Genomic DNA, 24,431 nt, shown 5'->3' with positions numbered 1-24,431 from the left:
CCAGCGAGGGAGTGGGACACGCATGGCGTCAGACTTACGGCCGGGTGGCCGGACGGGCCAGGGGCGGACGGTGCCCGCCGTCCGGTTCGCCGAGCGGGTCCGCGACGGCACGAGCTTCCGCCGCGACCAGCTGGGCTTCCTCCAGTGGGCGGTCAGAACCCATGGGGACGTGCTGCGCTTCCGGGTCTTCGGCCTACCGATGATCATGCTCAACCATCCGGAGGACATCTACCGGGTGCTGGTGGAGAACCGGGCCAACTACGACAAGGACGCCCTGCTCTACCGTCTGGTCCGCCCCGTGCTGAGGGACGGGCTGATCGGCAGCCCCGGCGGCGAGCCGTGGCAGCGGCAGCGCAGGCTGATGCAGCCCCTCTTCCGGCCCGCCGTCGTCGCCCGGTTCGCCGCGACCATGACCGACGAGACCACCCGGATGCTCGACCGCTGGGAGCGCGACCACCCCCGGGGCGCCGTGGTCGACGTCCACCGCGACTTCGGCGAACTGGCCCTGCGGATCGTCAACCGCTCCCTCTTCAGCGCCCGTGTCGGGGACGCGGCACGGGACTTCGCCGCCGCGTTCACCGAGGCCAATGACATCCTGGGCCGGTTCTTCACCTTCCCCTTCCCCCCGCTGTCGGTACCGACCCCCGCCCACCGCCGGCTGCGCCGGGCGATCGACCGGATGGACGCCTTCATCGCCTCCTTCGTACGCCGCCGGGCCGCCGAGCCCTCCGACGAGCCGGATCTGCTCGGTCTGCTGATGGAGGCCGCCGACGAGCGGGACGGCTCCCGGATGGCCGCCGAACAGCTCCACCACGAAGTGCTCAATCTGGTCGTGGGCGCCTATGAGACCACCACCAACGCCCTCTCCTGGATCTTCTGGCTGCTGGCGAGCCACCCGGAGGAGGCCCGCAGACTCACCGAGGAGGCCGACCGGGCACTCGGCGGGCGGGTGCCGGGCTTCGACGACATGGCGCGGACCCCGTACGCCCGCTGGGTCGTCGAGGAGACCCTGCGCATGTACTCGCCCGCCTGGCAGTTCATGCGGCGCGCCAAGGGCCCCGACACCATCCGCGGCTACCGGGTGCCCGCCCGTGCCCATATCTATCTCAACAGCTATGTCCTCCACCGCCACCCCGACCTCTGGGACGACCCCGACTCCTTCGTCCCCGAGCGCTTCAGCCCCGAACGCTCCCAGGGCCGCCACCGCCACGCCTATATGCCCTTCGGCGGCGGTGAACGGATCTGCATCGGCCAGCACTTCGCCCTCACCGAACTCCATCTCGTCCTGCTCACCATCGCCCGGCGCTACCGCTTCACCCTGCCGCCGGGCCGTCCCCCCGTCCGCCCCGAACCGCTGATCACCCTGCATCCGCGCGGCGGGGTGCCGCTGGAGGTGTGGCCCCGGTGAGCCCCCGCCCCCGCATCGGCGACGACACCGCCCTGCTGCCGATCCGCTGCCCCTTCCCGCCCCGGATCAGCCCCTGGGCCCAGGAGGCGGGCGCCCAGCTCGACCTCTGGGCGGCCCGGTTCGGCGCGGTGCGCGAGCGCACGGCCCGGGAGCGGTTCGCCCGCGCCGGCTTCGGCACCTTCGCCGCCGTCACCTACCCCACCGCCGATCTGGAGTCCCTCTGTCTGATGGCCGACTGGTTCGGCTGGCTCTTCCTCGTCGACGACCAGCTCGACGACGGCCGGGTCGGCCGCGACCTGACCGCGACCCGCGCCGCCGCGAGCACCCTCCTCGATGTCCTCGACGGTCCCGTACGGCCGGTGGGCGCCGGTGAGACCGGCGCCCCGCTGGTGCTGGCCCTGCGCGACCTCTGGTACCGCACCGCGCCCCGGGCCGGGGCGCACTGGCGGGACAGGTTCACCCGCCATCTCACCGCCTGCCTCGACGCCGCCTGCTGGGAGGCGGCCAACCGGGTCGCCGGAGTGATCCCCGGCGAGGCCGAGTACATCGAACAGCGGCGGCACACCGGCGCCATCCTCGTCTGCATGGACCTCATCGACATCGTCACCGGTGCCGAGATCCCCGACCGGATCCACGCCGGGCTGGAGTTCCAGGCCACCCTGCGGGCCGCGTCCGATGTCGTCGTCTGGACCAACGACTGGTACTCCCTCGGCAAGGAGACCGCCCTCGGCGAATACCACAACCTGGTCACCGTCGTCGCCGCCGAACGCGGACTGGGCCACCGGCAGGCCCTGGACCACACCGCCGCCGCCGTCAACACCGAGATCGAGCGGTACGGGGTACTGCGCGAGCGGCTCCTCACCGCCTTCCCCGGCCACCGTACCGCGCTCACCCGCTGCCTCGCGGGCATGGAGTCCTGGATGCGCGGAAACTTCGACTGGTCCCGCGCCACCCTGCGGTACACGGAGCGCGAACACGGCACCCCCGCCTATCTGGAGACCACCCTCGCCTCCTGGATCCCGCACACCCCCCGGACTCCCCACACCCCGCATACCCCCCAGGCCCCGCACACACCCCAGCGCCTGCACGGCGTCACCGGACCACGACCGAACGGAAGGTGAGCGGTGTCCGCGCCCGCAACGCACCGCCGGGAGATCCCCACCGCACGCGCCACCGGCCTCCCACCCGGCCGCGTCAGCTTCCGGGGCGACCAGATCCGCTTCCTCGAACGGGCCGCCGCCGAGCACGGCGACATCTTCCGCTTCCGGCTGCTCGGTGCCCCCGTGATCGTGCTCAACAACCCCGACCACATCCACCAGGTCCTCGTCGGTCACCGTCACCGGTACGACAAGGAGGTGATGCTCTACCGGCTGGTGCGCCCGGTGCTCCGCCAGGGCCTGATCACCAACCCCGGTGGCGCCTTCTACCTCCGGCAGCGGCGCATGATGCAACCCGCCTTCCGGCCCGCGGCGATACGCCAGTTCACCGCCGGGATGACCGAGGAGACCCAGCGGATGCTGGACCGCTGGGACACCACGCTCCGCCCCGGCCAGAGCGCCGACCTCAGCCAGGAGTTCAGCGAACTCGCCCTCCACATCGTCACCCGCACCCTCTTCAGCGCCCAGGTCGGCGACACCGCCCGGCGGTTCGCGGCGGCCTTCACCGAGGCCAATGACATCCTCGGCCGCTTCTTCCGGTTCCCCTTCCCCCCGCTGTCGGTGCCGACCCCCGAGCATCTGCGGCTGCGCCGGGCCATCCGCCGGATGGACGAGTGCGTCTCCGCCTTCGTCCACCGCGCCGAGGAGCCCGGCGGGCGCATCGACCTCCTCAGCATCCTCAGACACGCCGTCGACGAGTCCGACGGCCGGGGCATGGACCTCGAACAGCTGCACCACGAGGTCCTCAATATCGTCGTCGGCGCCTATGAGACCACCACCAACGCCATGGCCTGGACCTTCTATGTCCTCGCCGGGCAGCCGGAGATCGAGGCCGCGCTCCACGAGGAGCTGACGACCGTCCTCGGCGGACGCCCCCCGACCTTCGAGGACCTGCCCCGGGCCCCCTACGCCCGCCGGATCGTGGAGGAGACCCTGCGCATGTACTCGCCCGCCTGGCAGTTCATGCGCCGGGCCCGCGAGGAGGACACCATCGACGGCTACCGCATCCCCGCCCAGGCCAATATCTACATCAACTCCTATCTGCTCCACCGCCACCCCGGCTACTGGGACGACCCCGCCGTCTTCGACCCCGGCCGCTTCGCCCCCGAACGGCTCACCGACCGCCAGCGCCGCGCCTATATGCCCTTCGGCGCCGGTGAACGCGTCTGCATCGGGCAGCACTTCGCCCTGATGGAGCTCCAGCTCGTCCTCATGGCCATCGCCCAGCGCCACCGCTTCACCCGCCCGCCGGGACAGGCCCCGATCGTCCCCCGGCCGCTGACCACACTCCACCCCGGGAGCGGGGTCACCCTGCGGGTCTGGCCGCGCGCCCGGGCGGCGGGGAAGGACCCGGCATGACCACGGTACGTCCCACCGCCACGGAGCGGCCCGCCACCGCCGCCACCCCCGACCGGGGACGGCGGCGGGGCCGCTGGGCCCGCCGGCTCTGCCAGGCACTCGGCCCCATGTACAGCAAATTCGGACAGATCCTCTCCACCCGCTCCGACTGGCTGCCCCCGGCGGCGATCGAGGAGCTGAGCACCCTGCGCGACCGGGGCCGGACCATGGGACCGGCCCGGGTCACCCGCGTCCTGACCCGGCGTTACGGTCGGCCGCCCCATGAGGTCTTCGCCACCTTCGACCCCGTCCCCCTCGCCGGCGCCTCCATCGCCCAGGTCCACCGCGCCACCCTCCACGACGGCACCCAGGTCGCCGTGAAGGTCGTCAAACGCGGGGTCCCCACCACCCTCCGCGTCAACCTGGCCGTCCTGACCACCCTCGTCCGTACCGCACACACCCTGCTGCCGCCGCTGCGCCCGCTGCGGATGCCCGCCCGTATCGCCGAGATCACCCGGCTGCTCGGCGAACAGCTCAGCATGACCACCGAGCTGGCCAACATGACCGCCATCGCCCGGAACTTCGAGGGCCACCCCTTCGTCATCGTTCCCCGCGCCCACCCCGAGCTGAGCGGTGAGGGCGTGCTCGTCATGGAGTACATGGAGGGCATCCCGGGCGGTGAGGCCCACCGGGTCGACCTGCCCCCCGCCGATCTGGCCCGCAGGCTCCAGGAGATCCTGCTGACCATGCTCTACCTGGACGGAGTCGTCCACGGCGATCTGCATCCCGGCAATGTCCTGCTCACCCCCGACGGCCGGTTCATCCTGCTCGACTTCGGCATCACCGCCTACTACACCGAGACCGAGCGATGGGGCCTCGCCTCCTTCAACAGCGCCGCCACCCGCCATGAGTGGGACCTCGCCGTGCGCCGCTTCACCGAATTCTTCGTCCTCGCCGACCGGGACCCCCTGACCAGCCCCGGCTACGCCGACGAGCTGCGCGCCGTCCTGGTCCACCACTTCGAGACCGTCGCCGACCGCTGGTCGGGCACCGCCTTCTTCCAGGACGTCAACCAGGTCCTCGGGCGGCACGGCGCCGCGTACACCCCCAGCTACACCAAGGGCGAGCTGGCCATGCTCTCCTGCGAGGGCTACATGGCGCAGATCGACCCCGCGATGGACATCTGGGAGAACACCCGCCGCTTCGCCGACCGCCACTCGCCCGTCGTCCGGGGAGCCGTCAAGGAACGCTTCGACCGGTACTTCGCGGCCACCACCCCCACCTCGCTCGCCCTGCGCGCCCGCGCCCGCTCCTGTCTGGTCGCCCCCACCCATCTGGACCGGTACTACTTCCCCAGCGCCTATCCGCTCTTCGTCGCCGAGGCCCAGGGCGCACGCCTCACCGACGTGGACGGCAACGAGTACATCGACCTCGGCGGCGGCGGCGGTCCCGCGCTCCTCGGCCGGGGGCACCCCGCCGTCCGGGAGGCCCTCACCCGCGCGGCGGCCACCAGCAATGTCAACGCCCTCGCCCATGAGGCGGAGGTGGAGCTGGCCGAACTCCTGGTCGACGCCTTCCCCGCCGCCGACCGGGCCATCCTCGCCAACTCCGGCACCGAGGCCACCCTCCACGCGATCCGGCTCTGCCGGGCCCGCCGCCCGCACGCCCGGCTGATCGCCAAGCACGAGGGCCACTTCCACGGCTTCGCCGACCCGGCCTCCGTCAGCTCCTGGTTCCGGGTCGCCGGGCCGCCGCACGCCCCCGAGCCGATCGCCGGCTTCCCGGGCACCTCAGCCGCCGCCGTCCGCGACACCCTGGTCCTCCAGGCCGGCCACCCCCACAGCCTCGATCTGCTCCGCCGCCATGCCGCCGACGTCGCCGGGGTCCTGATCGAACCGATGGCCATCACCGCCGACGGCGCCGACCCCGGCTATCTGGCCGATCTGCGCGCCCTCTGCACCGAGCTGGACATCCCGCTGGTCTTCGACGAGGTGGTCACCGGCTTCCGGGTCGCCTACGGCGGGATCCAGACCCGGACCGGAATCGCCCCCGATCTGACCGTACTCGGCAAGGTCATCGGCGGCGGGCTGCCCTGCGGGGCGCTGGTCGGCACCGAGGAGATGACCGAGTACGGGCGGGGCACCGGCGACCCCTTCCGGGACGGCGAGGAACGGGCCTTCCTCGGCGGCACCATGAGCGGCAACCACCTCACCTGTGTCACCGGCCTCGCCACCCTGCGCCATCTGCGGGACCACCCCGAGCTGTACACCGCACTCGACCGGCGCACCGAGCTGCTCGCCCGGGGGCTGCGGAAGGCCGCCGACGCCCATGAGGTGCCGGTCCGGCTGCACGCGCACCACTCGATCTTCTCCCTCGGCTTCACCCACCGGAGGCTCCGCTACTACCGGGATCTGCTGCACGGACTCGACTACCGGGCGACGACCGCGCTCGCGTACTGGATGCGGACCCACGGTGTGTACCTGCCGGAGCTGCATGTCTTCCTGATCTCCGCCGCACACACCGACGAGGACGTGGAGCAGGTCGTCACGGCCTTCGACCGGTCGCTCGGCGAGATGCGGGAGGCGGGCCTCTTCACGGTGTGACACCGATGCCTATGCCGACGCCGAAGTACCGGCCCCTACCGACCCGCCACCGCCGAGAGGAATCCCGCATGAGCGACCGTACGCCCATGAGTACCGCTGCCGTACCGCCGTCCACGGAAGCCCCCTCCACCGACACCGGGGAGTTCTACGACACCCATCTGGACCTCGTCGGCGGCGCCGCCGACGGCAATATTCACTCGGGGTACTGGGCGGACGAGACCGACACCAGCGCGCTCGACCAGGCCACGGACCGGCTGACCGACCTGGTGGCGGCCCGCCTCGCCCCTGTGGCCGGGAGCAGGCTGCTCGATGTGGGATGCGGTACGGGACGCCCCGCGCTGAGGATCGCCACCGCGACCGGGGCCCGGGTCACCGGCGTCACGGTGAGCCGCCAGGAGAGCGCGCTGGCCCAGGCCAGGGGCCGGGCCTCCGCCGTCGCCGACCAGGTGGAGTTCCGCCACGCCGATGTGCTGAGCCTGCCCTTCGGCGACGCTGTCTTCGACGGTGCCTGGGCGATCGAATGCCTGATGCACATCGCCGACCGGGCCCGCGCCCTGGCCGGGATCGCCCGCACCCTGCGGCCCGGGGCACGTCTGGTCATCGCCGATGTGCTGCTGCGCCGGCCCGTCCACGGGGAGACCGCGGAGTTCGTCGCGCGGATGTGCGAGGCGTATCAGGCGCCGTCGCTGCCCGGCCCGGAGGAGTACCGGGAGGCGGTACGGGCCGCCGGGCTCCATCTCGTGGAGTTCACCGACATCGGCGAGCAGGTGCGCCGTACCTACGCGGCCTACGCGAAGGCCCTCACGGCCGCGGCACCCGGGGGAGGGGCGGCCACAGGAGCGGCGGCCGGGGAAGCGGACACCGACCCCTTTCTCTCCGCCGCGGCCGAACTCCCCCGCTTCGGCGCCCTCCCCGAACTCGGTTACGCCCTCCTCATCACCCGGCGCCCACAGCGGTGACACGGGCCACCACGTCGATGGGCCGACCACGTACAGGAAGCGCCCAGCGCCCTCACATCACCCGGTCCATGGTTGACGGGAAGCGATAAGTACTGCTCAATTGATGGCATGACTGCCGAGCAGCACCTGGTCACCCGCGACCACATCGACTTCGGTCGGGTGTGGTCCGCCGCGTGTCGCGCCTGACCCGGCACCAGGGCCGGCCGACCGGCCCTTCCCTCCCCCGGTAGCGCCGTAGCGGCCCATCCCTCCCTTTCGCGGCCCCCTTCCCCCTGCGCCGAGCGCGCGCCGCGACCGCGTACGGACAGCCCGGCGGGGCCCCGCCCCCGCCACCATCCGCTTCCCCGCCTCCTGGAGCGCCGTCGCACCCGGCGCCACCGAAGGATCGCTCCGCCGTGCCCGGCGCCGCCCGGGGCACGGCCCCAGAGGACTTGAGAGAGGGCCATCTCCCATGCCCGTGGAGTTTCTTGGCATCGCCGCCACCAACGACGGCAGTGAAACGACCCCGCGCTCCGGCGCCGCCTTCGACAAGGAGTACACCCTCCGACTCGCCCGTGCGCACGAGGACCACGGCTGGGACCGGGTGCTGTTCGCCTATGGTTCCGGCTCACCCGATCCCGCACCGGCCGCCGCCTATATCGCGAGCCGGCTGGACCGTCTCCAGATCCTCCTCGCCCACCGGCCCAATGTCTCGTACCCGACCTACGCCGCGAAGACCTTCGCCACCCTGGACCGGATCAGCGACGGCCGGCTCACCGTGCACTTCATCACCGGCGGCAACGACCAGGAGCAGGGCCGCGAGGGCGACACCCTCACCAAGGACGAGCGCTACGCCCGGACCCGCGAGTACATCCAGATCGTCAAGAGGATCTGGACCAGCGATGAACCCTTCGACCACGAGGGCGAGCACTACCGCTTCCATGACTTCGTCAGCGATGTCCGCCCGCTCCAGCGGCCCCGCCCGGGTGTCTCGTTCGGCGGCTCGTCACCCGCCGCGTACGCCGCCGGGGGCGCCGAGGCGGACATCTACTGCCTCTGGGGCGAGCCCCTGGCCAGGACCGCCGAGCAGATCGAGGCCGTGAAGGCCGCCGCGAAGGCCGCGGGCCGCACCGACGTTCCCCGCATCCAGGTGGCGTTCCGCCCCATCATCGCCCCGACCGAGGAACTGGCCTGGGAGAAGGCCCACCGCACGGTGGCCGCGATCAAGGCCCGCCAAGGGGCGGGCGGGTCGGTCACCGGGCGCCACAGCGGACCCACCCGGCCCCAGAACACCGGATCCCAGCGGCTCATCGCCATCGCCGAGGCGGGGGAGCGCTACGACCGTGCCCTGTGGACCCCGACAGCCGCCGCCACCGGTGGCGCGGGCAACTCCAACGCCCTGGTCGGCACCCCGGAGACGGTCGCCCGGGCGTTGCTGGACTACTACGACCTCGGCGTCGACATCCTCTCCGCCCGTGGCTACGACCTGCTGGGCGACGCCATCGACTTCGGCCGCGAGGTGATCCCGATCGTCCGCGAGGAGGTCGCCCGGCGCGACGCCGCACGGGCGGTACGCGGCCCCCAGACCCTGACGGCGGTGAACGGATGACCTCGGTCGCACAACCGCCACCGCCACCGGCCCCACCGGCTCCGGAGGCTTCGTCGGGCCCGACGGTCCTCCAGGTGACCGTGGACGACCCGAGGACCGGACCCCTGCTGCGCGAACTCGGCGACGAGTACGCGAGGCGCTACGGCGGGGACGCCCACGCCGAACTCGCCCGCTACCCCGACGAGGAGTTCACCCCGCCGTACGGCGGAGTCCTGCTGCTCCTCCTCGAAGACGGCGAACCGGTCGCGGGCGGCGCCTTCCGCCGGTACGACCGGACCACGGCCGAGCTGAAGCGGATCTGGACACACTCCGCCCACCGGCGGCGCGGGCTGGCCCGGCGGGTCGTCGCCGAGCTGGAGGCCGAGGCGATCACCCGTGGCTACCGGCGGATCCACCTGACCACCGGCCCGCGCCAGCCCGAGGCCCGGGGCCTCTATCTGACCACCGGCTACACCCCGTTGTTCGACACCGGGGCCGACCCGGAGACCATCGGCCTGCTGCCCTTCGAGAAGCAGCTGCCGGCCGTGGACCACCGGGGAGAGGAAGCGGGCCGGTGAGCCTCCCCGCCGCCCCGGCTCCCCGTACACCCGCCGCCGTCGCCCCCACCGGTGCCGCGCCGGCACCCGTACCGGCACTGATCCCCGTACCGGCACCGACCGCTCCTGGCTCCGGCGAGTGAGCGGGAGAGCCGGGATGGGACGATCCGCCACCGATGCCACGGCCGCACCCTCCCCGGCCACCGGCGGCGCGGCCCCGCCGGGCCCCGGGGACCCGGCCCTCCTCACGGTCGTCCCCGCCCGCCATCCCGCCCGCTGGGCGGCGGCGGTCGCCGTCACCGTGCTGGTCGCCCAGTTCGCCCATGGACTGGCCACCAACCCGGTCTGGGAGTGGGGTGTCTTCGGCGACTACATCCTGTCCGAGACGATCGTGCAGGCGGTCTGGGTCACCCTCCAGCTCACCGCCTACGCCACCGTGCTGGGCTTTCTCCTGGGCACCGTACTGGCCTTCATGCGGCTGTCGCACAGCCCGGTGCTCCGGACCGTCGCCTGGACCTATATCTGGATCTTCCGCTCCATTCCGATGATCGTCCAGCTGGTGTTCTGGTTCAACCTCAGTGCCCTGTACGAGAGGCTGGGCGTCGGCATACCGTTCGGCCCGGTGTTCTGGTCCGTCGACAGCAACAGCCTGATCGGCACCATCGGCGCCGCCGTCATCGGGCTGACACTGCACCAGGCCGCCTACGCCGCCGAGATCGTCCGGGGCGGCGTCATCTCCGTCGACCACGGACAGCTGGAGGCCGCCGCCGCGCTGGGCATCCCCCGGCTGCGGCAGATCCGCCGGATCGTCCTGCCCCAGGCCATGCGCGCCATCCTGCCCTCGGCCGGCAATGAGATCATCGGCCTCCTCAAGGGCACCTCGGTGGTCTATGTGATGGCCATCGGTGAGCTGTTCTACCAGGTACAGGTGGTCTACGGGCGCAACGGCCGGGTGATCCCGCTGCTGCTGGTCGCCACGGCCTGGTACGTGGCCCTCACCTCACTGCTGTCGGTCGCCCAGTACTCCGTGGAGCGGTACTTCGCCCGGGGCACCGACCGCACCCCGCCGCCCACCCCGCTCCAGCGCCTGCGCCGCTCGGTCCGCGCCCTGCGCGCCGCGAAGCCCCCGGGGGGGCGGCCGATGAGCGGGCCGGGGGCGGACACCGGCGAGGTGATGGTGGACATCCGGGGCGTCCACAAGAGCTTCGGCGCGCTGGAGGTGCTGCGCGGCGTCGACCTCCGGGTCCACACCGGCGAGGTCACCGTGATCCTCGGCCCGTCCGGCTCCGGGAAGTCCACCCTGCTGCGGACCATCAACCACCTGGAGAGGGCCGACCGGGGCTGGATCGGCATCGACGGCGAACCCATCGGCTACCGCCGCTCCGGTGACAAGCTGTACGAACTGAAGGAGCGGGACATCCTGAAGCAGCGCACCCACATCGGGTTCGTCTTCCAGAGCTTCAACCTCTTCCCGCATCTGACCGTGGTGGAGAACCTCGTCGAGGCGCCCGTCTCCGCGCTGCGCCGACGGCGTCAGGAGGCCGAGGAGAGCGCCCGCCGGCTGCTGGAGAGGGTCGGACTCGCCGACCGGGCCGACGCCTACCCGGGGCAGCTCTCCGGGGGCCAGCAGCAGCGGGTGGCCATCGCGCGCGCGCTCGCCCTCGAACCCAAGGTGCTGCTGTTCGACGAGCCCACCTCGGCGCTCGACCCGGAGCTGGTCGGCGAGGTCCTCGATGTCATCAAGGACCTGGCCCGCACCGGGACCACGATGATCGTCGTGACCCATGAGATCGGCTTCGCCCGCGAGGTCGCCGACACCGTGGTCTTCATGGACGGTGGCGTGATCGTGGAGCAGGGCCCACCCGGGGCCGTCCTGGACACCCCGCGGCGCGAGCGGACCCGCGCCTTTCTCTCCAAGGTCCTCTGACCACCCCATCCCACCCCACCCGCGAGGAGCAGGACCATGCCCACCTCGATACCCCGCCGCACCGCCGTCGCCCTGGGCGTGGCCGCCGCCCTCGCCATCCCCGCCTGCGGCAACCCCTCCGACGGCGGCACGACCGAGGTCAGGAACGCCCAGGGAGCAGGTACGAAGATCAACCTCAGCCCCGACCAGCGCCGTGTCACCACCGCCCGGGTCGACTCCATCGCCGCCCGGGTCCCCGCGAGGATCCGGGAGCGGGGAACCCTGGAGATCGTCGGATCGTCCGGCTCCTCGGCACCCCTGACCTTCTACGCCAACGACAACAGAACCGTCATCGGCGTCGAGACCGACATCGCCCATCTGGTCGCCCAGGTACTCGGCCTGAAACCACGTATCACCACGGTCTCCTGGGAGAACATCTTCGTCGGTCTCGACAGCGCCAAGTTCGATGTCGGCTTCAGCAACATCACCGACACCGAGGAACGCAAGGAGAAGTACGACTTCGCCACCTACCGCAAGGACAACCTGGGCTTCGAGGCGAAGAAGGGCAGCGGTCTGACCATCGACGGGCCCGAGGACACCGCCGGCCTGACCATCGCCGTGGCCAGCGGCACCAACCAGGAGAAGCTGCTGGTCGAGTGGAGCGAGCGGGGGGTGAAGGACGGCCTGGAACCGGTGGACATCAAGTACTACCAGAGCGCCGGCGACACCTATCTCGCCCTCCGGTCCGGCCGGATCGACCTCCACCTCGGCCCCCACCCGACCGCCGCCTACCATGCGGCCGCCACCGGGGAGACCGAGGTCGTCGGCACCCACTCCGGGGCGGGCGCCACCCTCCAGGGCCTGATCGCGGCGACGACCAGGAAGGACAACGGCCTGGTCGGGCCGCTCGCCGACGCGCTGAACGAGACCATCCGCAACGGGACCTACGCCCGGGTGCTGGCGCGCTGGGGCCTCTCCGACGAGGCCGTGACCACATCCGAGATCAACCCGCCCGGACTGCCCAGGACCACCGGTTAGCCCGCGCGGGCGCCGGGGACCGCCGCCCTACTTCTGTTCCCGCCGCGCCCCCGCCCCGTCACCCCCACCCACCGCACGCTCCCGAAGGGTCCGCCATGGCCACCGTTCTGTCCGTCTCCGGAAGCCCCTCCGCCACCTCCCGTACCGCCCGTCTGCTGCGCCATCTGGACCGGCGGCTCACCGCCCAGGGCCATGAGGTGATCCCCCTGGATGTCCGCACCCTCCCCGCCGAGGCACTGCTCGGCGCCGACCTCCGGCACCCGGCCATCGCCGGGGCGACCGCGCTCTTCGACCGGGCCCAGGGAGTGGTGATCGGCACCCCCGTCTACAAGGCCGCCTACTCCGGGCTGCTGAAGTCCCTGCTGGACCTGTTGCCCCAGTACGCCCTGGCCGGCAAGACGGTCCTGCCGCTGGCGACCGGCGGCACCACCGCGCATGTCCTGGCGATCGACTACGCCCTGCGCCCGGTGCTCAGCTCGATGGGCGCCACCCATGTCGTCCAGGGCTGGTTCACCCTGGACAAGGACATCACGGTGGGCGACGACGGCGCGGTGACCGTCGCCCCGGGCGCGGCCGGGGCCCTGGCGCAGATCGTGGACCAGTTCTCCGCGGCCCTCGACGGCCGTACGGCCCTGCTGTCGTGCGCCGGATGAGCGGCGGAACCATGGACCGCGGCCCCGCCGTCCGGGGGCAGTGGAGCCGGGGCGGAGCGGGCCGCCGTACGGAAGGTGGGCGATACCCCCTTGACGCGGCCCGCGAGCGGCCGGACACTCCAGAGCAGAATCCCTAGTGGACGGGTAGGACATGACGGAGCGTCCGGAGTCGCCCGCCGACCGCGCCGCGTGCGCGCCTCGGCCGCTTCTGCTCCTGACCTCCCGCCGCCACATCGATCTCCTGCGCGTCTGCAGCGCGGCGAGCCCTCCGCGCTGAACCGGCGGTGCCCACCGGCACCGCGTCCCGGTCGTGTACGCGTCGCCGCGCCCCTTCTCCGTGTGCGCCGCCCGCCGTACCTCCGCACCTCAGAAGCCGGACCCGGACCCAGGGAGACCCATGCCCGCCGCACCCCTGACCAGCACGCCTCCGACCGCGAAGCCGTCCCCCGCCACCCCACCGCCGTTCCGGGGCCGGATCGGCCACGACGCGCGCAGCGGCTACTACGCCGCGTCGCGCCGCTACCGCCTCCATCTCTCGCTCTCCTGCCCCCACTGTCTCCGCATCGCGGTCACCCACAGCCTGCTCGGCCTCGGCGAGGTCCTCCCGGTGATCCTGCTGCCCGCCGTGCCCGACAGCCCCGACGGCGGGTACTCCGCGCTGCGCCCCCTGTACGAGGCCACCGCGCACCGCCATCCCGGACCGGCCGCCGCACCCGTCCTGAGCGACGACTGGACGGGTCGGATCGTCAGCACCCACACCCCGGACATCCTCCGCGACCTGACCCGGCCCTTCGGCGCCCATGGCCCGGACCTGGCCGCCCTCCACCCGCCCGGGGCCCAGGAGGAGATCGAAGCCGTCGGACGCCTCTGCGAGTACGGCATCGACGAAGCGGCGCAGCACGCCGGACGGGCCGACGCCGACGCCACGGAGCGCCGGCGGGCGCTGGGCACCCTGCTCCGGGTCCTGGGCTCGCTGGAGCGGCTCCTCACCGTGCAGCCCTTCGTCCTCGGTGACGCGCCGACCGCCGCCGATGTACGGGTGTGGGTGGCCCTGGTGCAGCTGGACACCGTGCACCGCCTGCATCTGGACGCCGCCGCGGTCCATCGTGTCGCGGACCATCCACGGCTGTGGCTGTACGCGCGGCGCCTGACCGCCCACCCCGCCTTCGGCGGCAACCTCGACCTGGAGGGCATCGCCCGCCGGCACCACGGCCACTGCCGGGGGCTGGAGGCGGCGGGCGCGGCGGTCCAGATCATCGACTGGGCCGGGCAGATCCCGGACGGGGCCACCGGCGGGCCCTCCCCGCGGGCCATGGACGGCTTCATGAAACCGCAATACGCCCTCCACCTCCCGCCGTCCGGCTCCGCCTAGGCTCCGAGGGCAGGGGTCCTGCCAGGGCCCTGGCAGCGGCGGTGGCAGGCGGTGGGCGGCAGGTGGGGGGAGGAGCGGAGATGACGGTGCTGATCCCCGGCTCCCGTGCGCCCGTCCCGCCCACCGGGGCCCCCGCCGTACCGGACCGCCCCCCTCTGTACGCCCGGCTCCACATCGACCTGCGCCGGGTGGCCGGCGCGCTCTGTCGTTCCTGACCGGCCCTCCGCCGCCGGGCCCTCCGCAGCAGGGCCCGTGATCCTCGACGGTCGATCAGGAAGGCACCCTTGTCGTGTCCACATCTTCCCCTCTCCATCTCGCCGTGGCGCTGGACGGCGCGGGCTGGCACCCGGCCGCCTGGCGCGAGCCGGGCGCCCGGCCCGAGGCCCTGTTCACCGCCGGCTACTGGGCCGGCCTGGTGGCCGAGGCCGAACGCGGCCTGCTCGACTTCGTGACCTTCGAGGACTCGCTCGGCTTGCAGTCCTCGCACCCCACGGAGCCCGACACCCGCACCGATCGGGTACGGGGCCGGCTGGACGCGGTGCTCGTCGCCGCCCGCGTCGCACCGCTGACCCGCTTCATCGGGCTGGTGCCGACCGTGGTCGCCACCCACACCGAGCCGTTCCACATCTCCAAGGCCATCGCCACCCTGGACCATGTCAGCACCGGGCGTGCGGGCCTGCTCGTCCAGGTCTCGGCACGGCCGGACGAGGCCGCGCACTTCGGCCGCCGGACGCTTCCCCGGCTCGGCCCCGAGGACCGGGACACCCCCGCCGGACGGGAGCTGACCGCCTCGCTCTCCGCGGAGGCCGGCGACCATGTCGAGGTGGTGCGCCGCCTCTGGGACAGCTGGGAGGACGACGCGGAGATCCGCGATGTCGCCACCGGACGCTTCATCGACCGGGAGAAGCTCCACTACATCGACTTCGAGGGCGGGCACTTCAGCGTCAAGGGACCCTCGATCACCCCCCGGCCGCCGCAGGGACAGCCCGTCGTCAGCGTGCTCGCGCACCGGAACCTCCCGTACCCGCTGGTGGGCCGGGCGGCCGACATCGGCTATGTCACCCCGCACAGCACCGGACAGGCCCGTACCGCCGTCGCCGGGATCCGGGCCGCCCAGGCCGCGGCGGGGCGGGCGGAGGAGCCCCTGCACATCTTCGGGGACCTGGTGGTGTTCCTGGATGACCACCAGGCCACGGCGACCGACCGCAGGGCGCGCCTCGACGGTCTCGCGGGCCACCCCTGGACCAGCGACGCCGAGATCTTCACCGGGACCCCCGGACATCTCGCGGATCTGCTCCTCGCATGGCACCGGGCCGGTCTGAGCGGTTTCCGGCTGCGCCCCGGAGTGATCGGCCACGACCTGGAGCGGATCACCCGGGGCCTGGTGCCCGAACTCCGGCGCCGGGGCGTCTTCCGGCACGCCTATGAGGCGGACACCCTGCGCGGGCTGCTCCGACTCCCGCGCCCCGCCAACCGTTACGCCACCGCCTGACCGAGGAGGAGCCGTCCGACCATGAGCGAGCCGACCGAGCGCGAGCGGGCCGGGGGCAGGCCCCGGAAGCAGATCCATCTCGCGGCACACTTCCCCGGCGTCAACAACACCACCGTCTGGAGCGACCCCCGGGCGGGCAGCCATATCGCCTTCGACTCCTTCGCCCATCTGGCACGGACCGCCGAACGGGCCAAGTTCGACTTCCTGTTCCTCGCCGAAGGGCTGCGCCTGCGCGAACAGGGCGGACGGATCTACGACCTGGATGTGGTGGGGCGGCCCGACACCTTCACCGTCCTGACCGCACTCGCCGCCGTCACCGAGCGGCTCGGCCTGACCGGCACCATCAACTCCACCTTCAACGAGCCCTACGAGGTGGCGCGCCAGTTCGCCACCCTCGACCATCTGTCGGGCGGACGCGCCGCCTGGAACGTCGTCACCTCCTGGGACGCCTTCACCGGTGAGAACTTCCGGCGCGGCGGCTTCCTCCCGCAGGAGGAGCGCTACTCCCGGGCCGAGGAGTTCCTGACCACCGCCACCGAGCTGTTCGACTCCTGGCACGGCGACGAGATCGTCGCCGATCAGCGGTCCGGTGTCTTCCTCGGGGACGCACGGGCGGGCGCCTTCGTCCACCGGGACCGGCACTTCGACATCGCCGGCCGGTTCAATGTCCCGCGCAGCCCGCAGGGCCGCCCGGTGATCTTCCAGGCCGGGGACTCCGACGAGGGCCGAGAGTTCGCCGCGTCGAGTGCCGACGCCATCTTCAGCCGGCACAGCACCCTGGAGGCCGGCCGGGAGTTCTACGCCGACGTCAAGGGGCGTCTGGCCCGCCATGGCCGCACCCCCGACCAACTGCTCGTCATGCCCGCGGCGACCTTCGTCCTCGGCGACACCGACGCGGAGGCGCGGGAACTGGCCCGGGAGATACGGCGTCAGCAGGTCAGCGGTCAGACCGCGATCAGATATCTCGAACACATCTGGAACCGGGATCTGTCCGGCTACGACCCGGACGGCCCGCTCCCCGACATCGACCCGTACCCCGGCGAGAACACCGTCGCCCGGGGCCGGGCCAGTGTCCGGATGGTCCGCGATCCGCTCGCCGTCGCCCGCCAGTGGCGCGAGCGCGCCGCCGCCGGGAAGCTGTCGATCCGGGAGCTGGTCATCGAGACCACCGGCCGGCAGTCCTTCATCGGCTCCCCGGCCACCGTCGCCGAGGCGATCGACACCTTCGTCCAGACGGACGCCGCCGACGGCTTCATCCTGGTCCCGCACATCACCCCCGGCGGTCTGGACGCCTTCGCCGACACCGTCGTCCCCCTGCTCCAGGAGCGCGGGGTGTTCCGCCACGACTACACCGGGACCACGCTCCGCGACCATCTCGGCCTGGACCGGCCCCGCCGGGCCGCCGCCCGCGCCCGGCCGGGGAACCGGCGGGCGGCGTCATGAGATGCCCGGCCCGTACGGGTCCCCGCGCCCGCGCCGGTACCCGTATCCGCACCGGCGCCCGTACGCGCATCGCCACCCGCACCCGTACCCGCATCGGCACCCGTATCCGCATCGGCGCCCGCGCCCATCGACCGCTGAGGAGCAACACCCGATCATGTCCGGCATACCTCTCGGAGTCCTCGACCTCGTCCCGATCCCGTCCGGCTCCACCGCCGCGGAGGCGCTGCGCGACACCATCGACCTCGCCCGCTGGGCCGAGCGCTTCGGCTACAGCCGCTACTGGTTCGCCGAGCACCATCTCAACCCGGGCGTGGCCGGCAGCTCCCCCGCCGTCGTCCTGGCCCTGACCGCCTCCGCGACCTCCACCATCAGGATCGGATCCGGTGCCGTCCAGCTCGGCCACCGCACCGCCCTCTCCACGGTCGAGGAGTTCGGCCTGATCGACGCCCTCCACCCCGGACGGCTCGACCTGGGCCTCGGCCGCTCCGGCGGACGCCCCTCCGGGAAGACGGCCGAGACCCGTCCCTCCACCGTCCCGGTCGTGGACGGTCGGGCCCCCAACGGGCTGCTGATCCCGCCCCGGTTCTCCTTCGAGCACCTCCTCGGCGAGCCCCGGTTCCGGCTCCAGCACCGGCTGCTGCACCAGCCGGGCGCCGGCAGCCAGGACTACGGCGACCAGATCGACGACATCCTGGCGCTGCTGCGCGGCGACTACCGCTCCGCCGAGGGGATCGAAGCGCACGCCGTCCCCGGCGAGGGCGCCGACGTACAGCTGTGGATCCTCGGCAGCAGCGGCGGACAGAGCGCCGATGTCGCGGGCCGCAACGGCCTCCGCTTCGCGGCGAATTACCATGTCAGCCCGGCCACCGTCCTGGAGGCCGCCGAGGGCTACCGTGCCGCTTTCCAGCCGTCCGACCACCTTGACAAGCCCTATGTCAGCGTCTCCGCCGACGTGGTCGTCGCCGAGGACGACGCGACCGCCCGCGAACTGGCCACCGGTTACGCCCCATGGGTCCGCAGCATCCGCACCGCCGAGGGCGCCATCCCCTTCCCGACCCCGGCGGAGGCCCGTGCCCACCCCTGGACCGAGGCGGACCGGGACCTGGTCGCCGACCGCGTCGACACCCAGTTCGTCGGCTCCCCGGGACGCGTCGCCGACCTGCTCGAACAACTCCAGGAGGCCACCGAAGCCGACGAGCTGATCATCACCACCATCACCCATGGCCACGCCGACCGGGTGCGCTCCTACCAGCTCCTCGCGGAGGAGTGGAACCGCCGCTGAGCACCCCGGAGGACGGGGAGGGGCGGGCGGGGTCACCGGGCTCCGGGCGGTCGATTTTTGGCCATCCCTGGACCGTGTGACAACGCGGTTACCCGGTGATCGCTCTTTCCCGCCGGGGGTGGGGAGCGGGGCCACTCCCGGCGTTGCGCCGTCCGAACCCGCTGAGCATGGGGGAGTCAGCTTGTTCACCATCGGATGTCCGGGCCGGGGGGCCGTGACCGTCACCACGGCGCTGGTGGCGGCGGCTCTTGTCGCCGGACTGACCAGCACGACCACGTTCGCGGACACCACCGGACCCGGCGTCGGCGGCCCGGCCGCCACCACCGTCCCCGACGCCGCGGGGGGCGGCACCGGCACCGGGCTGCGGTGGGTCACCCTGATCACGGGTGACCGTATCGGCGTCGACGCCCGGGGCAGGGCGGTCTCCGTCGACCGGGCCCAGGGCCGCGGGAGGATACCCGTCCGGTCCTTCACCGACAGCGGGCGTACCTTCGTCGTCCCGGCCGACGCCGAGCGGCTGATCGCCCGGGGGACCCTGGACCGACGGCTGTTCGATGTCACCGGACTGAGTACGCCGGAGAGTCGCCGGGCCTACCGCAAGGGCCTGAAGGTCATCGTCGCGTACGAGGGCGGCGACGGCCCCGCCGCCCGTAAGGGGGTCCGGGGCGACGCCGAGGTCCGCCGCACGCTGCCGTCGCTCAACGCCGACGCGGTCACGATCCCGGAGCGGGACGCGGGCGGGCTCTGGGACACCCTGACCCGGTCCGCCGCCGAGGGGGCGCGGACCACCCGTACCGTCCCCGGTGTCGCCAAGGTCTGGCTGGACGCGGTCCGTACGGTGAACATGGATACGAGCGTGGCCCAGGTCGGTGCGCCGAAGGCGTGGGAGGCCGGGTACGACGGCACGGGTGTCACCATCGCGGTCGTCGACACCGGTGTGGACAGGAACCACCCCGACCTGAAGGGGCGGGTCGTCGGCGAGCGCGACTTCAGCGACTCCCCCGATGCCCGGGACCGGAACGGCCACGGAACCCATGTCGCCTCGACGGCGGCGGGCACCGGAGCGCTCTCGGGCGGGAGGTTCAAGGGGGTCGCCCCCGGGGCCAGGATCCTGAACGCCAAGGTGATCAACGACGAGGGCAGGGGCCAGGACTCCGGCATCATCGCCGGCATGGAGTGGGCGGTGGCCCGGGGCGCCCAGATCATCAATATGAGCCTCGGCACCTCGGACGCCCCCGGTATCGACCCGCTGGAGGCCACTGTCAACAGGTTGTCGAAGGAGAAGGGCGTCCTCTTCGCCATCGCGGCAGGCAACGAGGGACCGGTCCATACCTCCGTGGGCTCCCCGGCCAGCGCGGACGCGGCCCTCGCGGTCGGTTCGGTGGACAGCGCGGGCCGGATGGCCCGTACCTCCAGCCGTGGTCCGCGCATCGGTGACGGCGGCATCAAGCCGGACGTGACGGCTCCCGGTGTCGACATCACCGCCGCTTCCGCGCGCGGCAGCGCCACCGCCGTCCGGGAGAACGAGAGTCCGGTCGGCTATGTGACCATCTCCGGTACCTCGATGGCCACACCGCATGTGGCCGGGGCGGCGGCGCTGCTGAAGCAGCGGTACCCGTCGTGGTCGGGGGAGCGGATCAAGACCGTGCTCACCGCGTCCGCGAAGGACGGCGGCCACGGTGTCTTCGAGCAGGGCACCGGCCGGATCGCCGTCGACCGTGCCCTGACACAGAGCGTCGTCGCCGACCGGACGGGCCTCTCCTTCGGCCTCCATCGGTGGCCGCACACCGATGACAAGCCGGTCACCCGGCGGATCACCTACCGCAACCTCGGCAAGCAGGACATCACCCTCGACCTGGCCGTCAAGGCCGTGGACCCGAAGGGCAGGCCCGGCCCGGCGGGGCTCTTCGCCCTCGGCGCCGGCCGGTTGACGGTCCCCGCCGGCGGCACCGCGTCCGTCCCCCTGACGGCCGACACCCGGATCGGCGGCACCAACAACGGGATCCATACCGCCACCGTCGTCGCGACCGGCGGCGGGCAGACCGTCCGCACCACCGCCGCCGTGGAACGCGAGGTCGAGTCGTACGCCCTGACCCTCAAGTACACCGGCCGCGACGGCAGGCCCAGCAAGGACTTCACCACCTACCTGTATCCGCTCTCCGGCCCGGCCGACGCCCCCTTCGACGAAGCGGAGGGCAGGTCCTCCGCGACGCTCCGGCTGCCCAAGGGCGACTACACCCTGGAGACCACGCGGAACAGCGATTACCGGCCGGGCTTCGACAGCCTGATCCAGCCCCGGCTGGCGCTGACGAAGAACACCACCGTCACCCTCGACGCCCGCCGCGCCAAGCCCGTCTCGATCAGGATCCCCGACACCCGGGCCGAGCAGACCGGCAGCAGGATGACCTACGTCATCAAGAAGGGCGGCCGGTCCCTTGAGTACGCGCTCGACGCCCGGACGGCCGAGGACTTCCGGACCGCGCAGCTGGGCCCGGCGCGGCCCACCGGCGTCACCCTGAGGCAGACCTTCCACAGCCAGTGGGTGCGCGGGGCGCGCCAGTACGACGCCGCCTGGGGCGGTCCGGTCGAGCGGCTCGCCACCGGTGTGGACAAGAGGTTCAAGGCCGCCGACTTCGCGAAGCTCTCCGTGAACATGGGCGTCTCCGTCAAGGGCAAGCGGGCGGCCACCGATGTGGTGAGCGGACTGGACGGCTCCATCCACGCCAACAGCCACTCCTTCGCCCTGCCCGGCACCCGGACCCATCATGTGGCCACCGACGGGAAGCGCAACCCCTGGATCGTCTTCGCGCACCAGTTCGGCGACGACGGCGGTCCCGGGGCCGGTCCCGGCGCCGAGTACACCTCCCCGGTACGGGAGTACGCGCCCGGCAGGACCCACCAGGTGACCCTCGGCCGCGCCGTCCACTCGCCGATGACGCACCCGGGCAGCGGCGTCCTGCGCCGCGAGAACCGCATCCTGGTCGAAGTGCCGCTCTTCTCCGACAGCGGTGACAACAGCGGCGAGTCCGCGTACACCTCGGCGAGGACCACGCTCCACCGGGGCGCCATCAGGATCAAGAGGAGCGACCGGCCGCTGGGCGGTGACGCGGGCTTCGCCGTCCCCGCCGAGGCCGCCGAGTACACCCTGGCCACCTCGGTGAAGCGGAGCCCGTCGGTCTCCCGCGTCTCCACCCGTGTGGACGCGTCGTGGACCTTCCGCAGCACCCGCCCGGCCGGGAACGACGAGACGCGGACCCCGCTCTCGGCGGTACGGTTCGGTGCCCAGGTGGCGCTGGACGGCACGGTCCCGGCGGGCCGTACGGTCACCTTCCCGGTCACGGTGCAGGGCCCGGCGGCGGGCAAGGCGCTGAAGTCCCTGGCGGTCTCGGTCTCGTACGACAACGGCAGGACCTGGAAGAAGCTGACGGTGACCCAGGGCAAGGTCACCCTGAAGAACCCCGCCCGGGGGAAGTCCCTCGCCCTGCGCGGCGAGGCCACCGACACCAAGGGCGGCAGGGCGAGCGTGACCGTGTACGACGCCTACTTCGGCAAGTGACCGTGCCGGCCGCCGTCCGGTCACGCCGACCGGCGGTGGTTCACCAGCGAACGGGGAGGCTCTCCGGGGAGCGGTGGATCAGCGTCGGGCGCATCACGGGCGCGGGACGGTGCGGGTCGAGGTGGAGCGCGGGCAGGCGGCCGGTGAGCAGTTCGAGGGTGAGGCGGAGCTGTTCCCGGGCCAGCCGGGCGCCGGGGCAGCGGTGGGGGCCATGGCCGAAGGCGAGATGGCCGGGGCCCTGGAGGCGGGTGATGTCGAAGACATCGGGCCGTTCGTGGCGGGCCTCGTCGCGGTTGGCGGAGCCATAGGCGACCAGCAGGACGGCTCCGGCCGGGAGACGGGTTCCGGCGAGGGTGACGGGCCGGGTCGTGGTGCGGCGGAACGCCTGGATCGCGGTGTCGTACCGTACCGCCTCCTCCACCGCCGCCGGGATCAGCTCCGGTTTCGCGCAGAGCAGCTCCCACTGGTCACGGGCGGTCAGCAGATGCAGCAGGGCCGTACCGACCAGTGCGGTGGTGGTCAGCTCTCCGGCGAGCAGGAAGTTCTGGACCTGGGCCACGATCTCGTGGCGCTGGTCCGGGGTGAGCGGGGCGTCGCCGGGCGCGAGGGCGGTGACGAGCGCCGAGCACAGGTCGTCGCGCGGGGCGGCGCGCCGGTCATGGGCGAGCGCGTCGATCCGGTGCTGGAGGGCGACGACCTCCTCGGCCGCGCCGACCTGCTCGTCCGGGGCCAGCGGCCGGTACACCAGCGCTTCGGCGCGGTTCGCCCGGCGGACGGCGGTGTCCGCGTCGGCCTCGTCGTCGAAGCCGATCAGCCGTCCCACGACCCGGCCGGAGAGCGGGAGGGCGTACGCGGACATCAGCTCGGCCGTGCCGTGCGGGGGGACCGGGCCGGGGCCCGCGTCCGGGCCGCCGCCCGTGAAAGCGGCGACGAGCGACTCCGCGCACCGCCGGGCGTACGGCATCAGGGCCGACACCTGACCCGCCGACAGGGCCCGGTTGAGCGGTGCGCGGTGGCGGCGGTGCTCGGCCCCGTCGCTGGAGACGACGGTGGGCCGCTGTTCGAAGCCCCCGGCCAGGACCGCCAGGGCGGCCGGGCCGGGGAGGACATCGGGACGGAGGACATCACGGGAGGAGAAGTCATCGGGGCGCAGCAGCACCTCCCGTACGTCCTCGTCCCGGGCGACCAGCCAGGCGTCGCACTCCGGGACGGGGAGGAGCCCCTCGGTGCGGCGTGCCCGTGCGAAGAGGGGGTAGGGGTCGCGGTAGAGGGCGTCCAGGGCGGTGTGGTCGACGGTCGGCACGGGCGACTCCAGGTGCGGGTCCGGCAGGCGGGTGTCAGCCGGGCCATGGTTCACCAGGAGCGCCGGGATGCGACAGTCCCCTGTCGGACGTCGGTGTGTCCGGCGGTCCCCCCCGGGAGCGTCACCCGGCCCGGCCCTTCACCCCTTCGAGGCCGCCCGCACCGCCACCCCCACCGGGACCCCTTCCCCCACCGCCGCGATCACCGACGCCGCCGACTCCGGGTCCCAGCCGCCATAGAGTTCGATCAACTGCACGGAGTCCGCGAACTCCGCCGCCACCGCCGCGCCCGAGGACGGGTCCGGTACGGCCACGAAGGTCGAGGTGCTCGGTCCCTCCACCCGGACGAAGCGGTCCTCGGCCGGGTCCGCGCCCGGCTGGACATGGAGGAAGAGCTGACGCAGCGGCTCTCCGTCCGTCGCGCGCTGCTTGTAGCGGGCGACGTCGAGGAGGGACTCGAAGCCGAAGAGGACCGTCCCGACCCGGGCGCGGCCCCGGACCGCCGCCTCGACCGCCGCCAGCCAGGGGAAGCCCGTCGCGCCGCAGAGTTCGACGGTGGTCACGCCCCGGTCCACGTACTCCGCCGCGAGAGCCGCCGCCGCGGCGGGGGTCGGCGCGGTGAGGATGTACCGCGCGGCGCCCTCCGGGCCCGTACGGACCGGAGCGGGCGGGGGCCCGTCCCCCGGCCCCGGTTCCCCGGATCTGAAGATGATCGCTGAGTCGCCGGCCATGTCCGCCCCTCCGTCGCGGTCGTGCCGCCGGGATGCCCCCGGCCGCCTGTGTCTCTCAACATCCCTTC

General features: G+C 72.8%; 19 protein-coding genes and 1 pseudogene. 18 read left to right on the top strand and 2 right to left on the bottom strand.

Annotation, left to right across the window (positions count from 1 at the left end):
- Positions 1–22: 22 nt before the first annotated feature.
- From ABT354_RS13620 to ABT354_RS13535, 18 genes and pseudogenes are all read left to right on the top strand, one after another.
- On the top strand, positions 23–1,408 hold the full coding sequence (locus ABT354_RS13620) for a cytochrome P450 (protein ID WP_351492960.1): 1,386 nt from the start codon (positions 23–25) through the stop codon (positions 1,406–1,408).
- Positions 1,405–2,529: a terpene synthase family protein gene (locus tag ABT354_RS13615; RefSeq protein WP_351492958.1), complete on the top strand. Its 1,125-nt coding sequence runs from the start codon at positions 1,405–1,407 to the stop codon at positions 2,527–2,529. Before ABT354_RS13620 ends, ABT354_RS13615 begins: the two co-directional genes overlap by 4 nt.
- A gap of 3 nt (positions 2,530–2,532) precedes the next feature.
- Positions 2,533–3,924 carry a cytochrome P450 gene (locus ABT354_RS13610; protein WP_351492956.1) on the top strand — a complete coding sequence of 464 codons (1,392 nt, stop codon included), beginning with the start codon at positions 2,533–2,535 and terminating at the stop codon, positions 3,922–3,924.
- Positions 3,921–6,506 carry an aminotransferase class III-fold pyridoxal phosphate-dependent enzyme gene (locus ABT354_RS13605; RefSeq protein WP_351492954.1) on the top strand — a complete coding sequence of 862 codons (2,586 nt, stop codon included), beginning with the start codon at positions 3,921–3,923 and terminating at the stop codon, positions 6,504–6,506. The genes ABT354_RS13610 and ABT354_RS13605 overlap by 4 nt, the downstream gene beginning before the upstream one ends.
- 68 nt (positions 6,507–6,574) lie before the next feature.
- Positions 6,575–7,465 carry an SAM-dependent methyltransferase gene (locus ABT354_RS13600; protein ID WP_351492952.1) on the top strand — a complete coding sequence of 297 codons (891 nt, stop codon included), beginning with the start codon at positions 6,575–6,577 and terminating at the stop codon, positions 7,463–7,465.
- 451 nt (positions 7,466–7,916) lie between these two features.
- A complete protein-coding gene (locus tag ABT354_RS13595; protein ID WP_351492950.1) occupies positions 7,917–9,053 on the top strand; it encodes an LLM class flavin-dependent oxidoreductase in 1,137 nt (378 codons plus the stop codon).
- On the top strand, positions 9,050–9,610 hold the full coding sequence (locus ABT354_RS13590) for a GNAT family N-acetyltransferase (RefSeq protein WP_351492947.1): 561 nt from the start codon (positions 9,050–9,052) through the stop codon (positions 9,608–9,610). Before ABT354_RS13595 ends, ABT354_RS13590 begins: the two co-directional genes overlap by 4 nt.
- Entirely contained in the window at positions 9,607–9,732 is a 126-nt protein-coding gene (locus ABT354_RS13585; RefSeq protein ID WP_351492945.1) for a hypothetical protein, read from the top strand. The genes ABT354_RS13590 and ABT354_RS13585 overlap by 4 nt, the downstream gene beginning before the upstream one ends.
- 14 nt (positions 9,733–9,746) lie before the next feature.
- Positions 9,747–10,649: pseudogene (locus tag ABT354_RS13580) on the top strand (amino acid ABC transporter permease); the annotation flags it as partial.
- Positions 10,650–10,730: 81 nt separating this feature from the next.
- Entirely contained in the window at positions 10,731–11,516 is a 786-nt protein-coding gene (locus ABT354_RS13575; RefSeq protein WP_351493181.1) for an amino acid ABC transporter ATP-binding protein, read from the top strand.
- Between the two features lie 36 nt (positions 11,517–11,552).
- Positions 11,553–12,533, top strand: a complete 981-nt coding sequence (locus ABT354_RS13570; protein WP_351492942.1) for an ABC transporter substrate-binding protein — start codon at positions 11,553–11,555, stop codon at positions 12,531–12,533.
- Between the two features lie 95 nt (positions 12,534–12,628).
- The gene (gene ssuE / locus ABT354_RS13565; RefSeq protein WP_351492940.1) at positions 12,629–13,186 is read left to right on the top strand and encodes an NADPH-dependent FMN reductase; all 558 of its coding nucleotides are present in this window, start codon (positions 12,629–12,631) and stop codon (positions 13,184–13,186) included.
- Positions 13,187–13,583: 397 nt separating this feature from the next.
- Positions 13,584–14,558, top strand: a complete 975-nt coding sequence (locus tag ABT354_RS13560; RefSeq protein WP_351492936.1) for a glutathione S-transferase C-terminal domain-containing protein — start codon at positions 13,584–13,586, stop codon at positions 14,556–14,558.
- Positions 14,559–14,638: 80 nt separating this feature from the next.
- Positions 14,639–14,773 carry a putative leader peptide gene (locus tag ABT354_RS13555; RefSeq protein WP_351492933.1) on the top strand — a complete coding sequence of 45 codons (135 nt, stop codon included), beginning with the start codon at positions 14,639–14,641 and terminating at the stop codon, positions 14,771–14,773.
- A gap of 74 nt (positions 14,774–14,847) precedes the next feature.
- Complete coding sequence (locus tag ABT354_RS13550) at positions 14,848–16,050, top strand: LLM class flavin-dependent oxidoreductase (RefSeq protein WP_351492931.1); 1,203 nt, start codon at positions 14,848–14,850, stop codon at positions 16,048–16,050.
- A gap of 21 nt (positions 16,051–16,071) precedes the next feature.
- A complete protein-coding gene (locus ABT354_RS13545) occupies positions 16,072–17,493 on the top strand; it encodes an NtaA/DmoA family FMN-dependent monooxygenase (RefSeq protein WP_351492929.1) in 1,422 nt (473 codons plus the stop codon).
- 154 nt (positions 17,494–17,647) lie between these two features.
- Positions 17,648–18,775 (top strand): LLM class flavin-dependent oxidoreductase, encoded by a 1,128-nt coding sequence (locus tag ABT354_RS13540; protein ID WP_351492927.1) that lies wholly within the window; start codon positions 17,648–17,650, stop codon positions 18,773–18,775.
- Positions 18,776–18,956: 181 nt separating this feature from the next.
- Entirely contained in the window at positions 18,957–22,331 is a 3,375-nt protein-coding gene (locus ABT354_RS13535; RefSeq protein WP_351492925.1) for a S8 family peptidase, read from the top strand.
- Positions 22,332–22,371: 40 nt separating this feature from the next.
- Here the strand turns inward: ABT354_RS13535 and ABT354_RS13530 are convergent, their stop codons facing one another.
- Together ABT354_RS13530 and ABT354_RS13525 are read right to left on the bottom strand one after the other, a co-directional pair.
- Positions 22,372–23,634, bottom strand: a complete 1,263-nt coding sequence (locus tag ABT354_RS13530) for a cytochrome P450 (RefSeq protein ID WP_351492923.1) — start codon at positions 23,632–23,634, stop codon at positions 22,372–22,374.
- 138 nt (positions 23,635–23,772) lie between these two features.
- Positions 23,773–24,363: a DUF6506 family protein gene (locus ABT354_RS13525; RefSeq protein WP_351492921.1), complete on the bottom strand. Its 591-nt coding sequence runs from the start codon at positions 24,361–24,363 to the stop codon at positions 23,773–23,775.
- Between the last annotated feature and the right edge of the window lie 68 nt (positions 24,364–24,431).

Origin of the sequence: Streptomyces sp. NPDC000594 (assembly GCF_040299965.1) — a bacterium.
In the GTDB taxonomy this organism is placed as follows: Bacteria; Actinomycetota; Actinomycetes; order Streptomycetales; family Streptomycetaceae; genus Streptomyces.
Note: the sequence above shows the minus strand (reverse complement) of the source record. Positions and strands in the feature narration are given on the sequence as shown.

Bases quoted from the DNA above. Each gene is read 5' to 3' on its own strand.
- ABT354_RS13620 (WP_351492960.1), top strand. From the start codon at position 23: ATGGCGTCAGACTTACGGCCGGGTGGCCGGACGGGCCAGGGGCGGACG.
- ABT354_RS13605 (WP_351492954.1), top strand. From the start codon at position 3,921: ATGACCACGGTACGTCCCACCGCCACGGAGCGGCCCGCCACCGCCGCC.
- ABT354_RS13600 (WP_351492952.1), top strand. From the start codon at position 6,575: ATGAGCGACCGTACGCCCATGAGTACCGCTGCCGTACCGCCGTCCACG.
- ABT354_RS13595 (WP_351492950.1), top strand. From the start codon at position 7,917: ATGCCCGTGGAGTTTCTTGGCATCGCCGCCACCAACGACGGCAGTGAA.
- ABT354_RS13590 (WP_351492947.1), top strand. From the start codon at position 9,050: ATGACCTCGGTCGCACAACCGCCACCGCCACCGGCCCCACCGGCTCCG.
- ABT354_RS13575 (WP_351493181.1), top strand. From the start codon at position 10,731: ATGAGCGGGCCGGGGGCGGACACCGGCGAGGTGATGGTGGACATCCGG.
- ABT354_RS13570 (WP_351492942.1), top strand. From the start codon at position 11,553: ATGCCCACCTCGATACCCCGCCGCACCGCCGTCGCCCTGGGCGTGGCC.
- ssuE (WP_351492940.1), top strand. From the start codon at position 12,629: ATGGCCACCGTTCTGTCCGTCTCCGGAAGCCCCTCCGCCACCTCCCGT.
- ABT354_RS13560 (WP_351492936.1), top strand. From the start codon at position 13,584: ATGCCCGCCGCACCCCTGACCAGCACGCCTCCGACCGCGAAGCCGTCC.
- ABT354_RS13555 (WP_351492933.1), top strand. From the start codon at position 14,639: ATGACGGTGCTGATCCCCGGCTCCCGTGCGCCCGTCCCGCCCACCGGG.
- ABT354_RS13545 (WP_351492929.1), top strand. From the start codon at position 16,072: ATGAGCGAGCCGACCGAGCGCGAGCGGGCCGGGGGCAGGCCCCGGAAG.
- ABT354_RS13540 (WP_351492927.1), top strand. From the start codon at position 17,648: ATGTCCGGCATACCTCTCGGAGTCCTCGACCTCGTCCCGATCCCGTCC.
- ABT354_RS13525 (WP_351492921.1), bottom strand. From the start codon at position 24,363: ATGGCCGGCGACTCAGCGATCATCTTCAGATCCGGGGAACCGGGGCCG.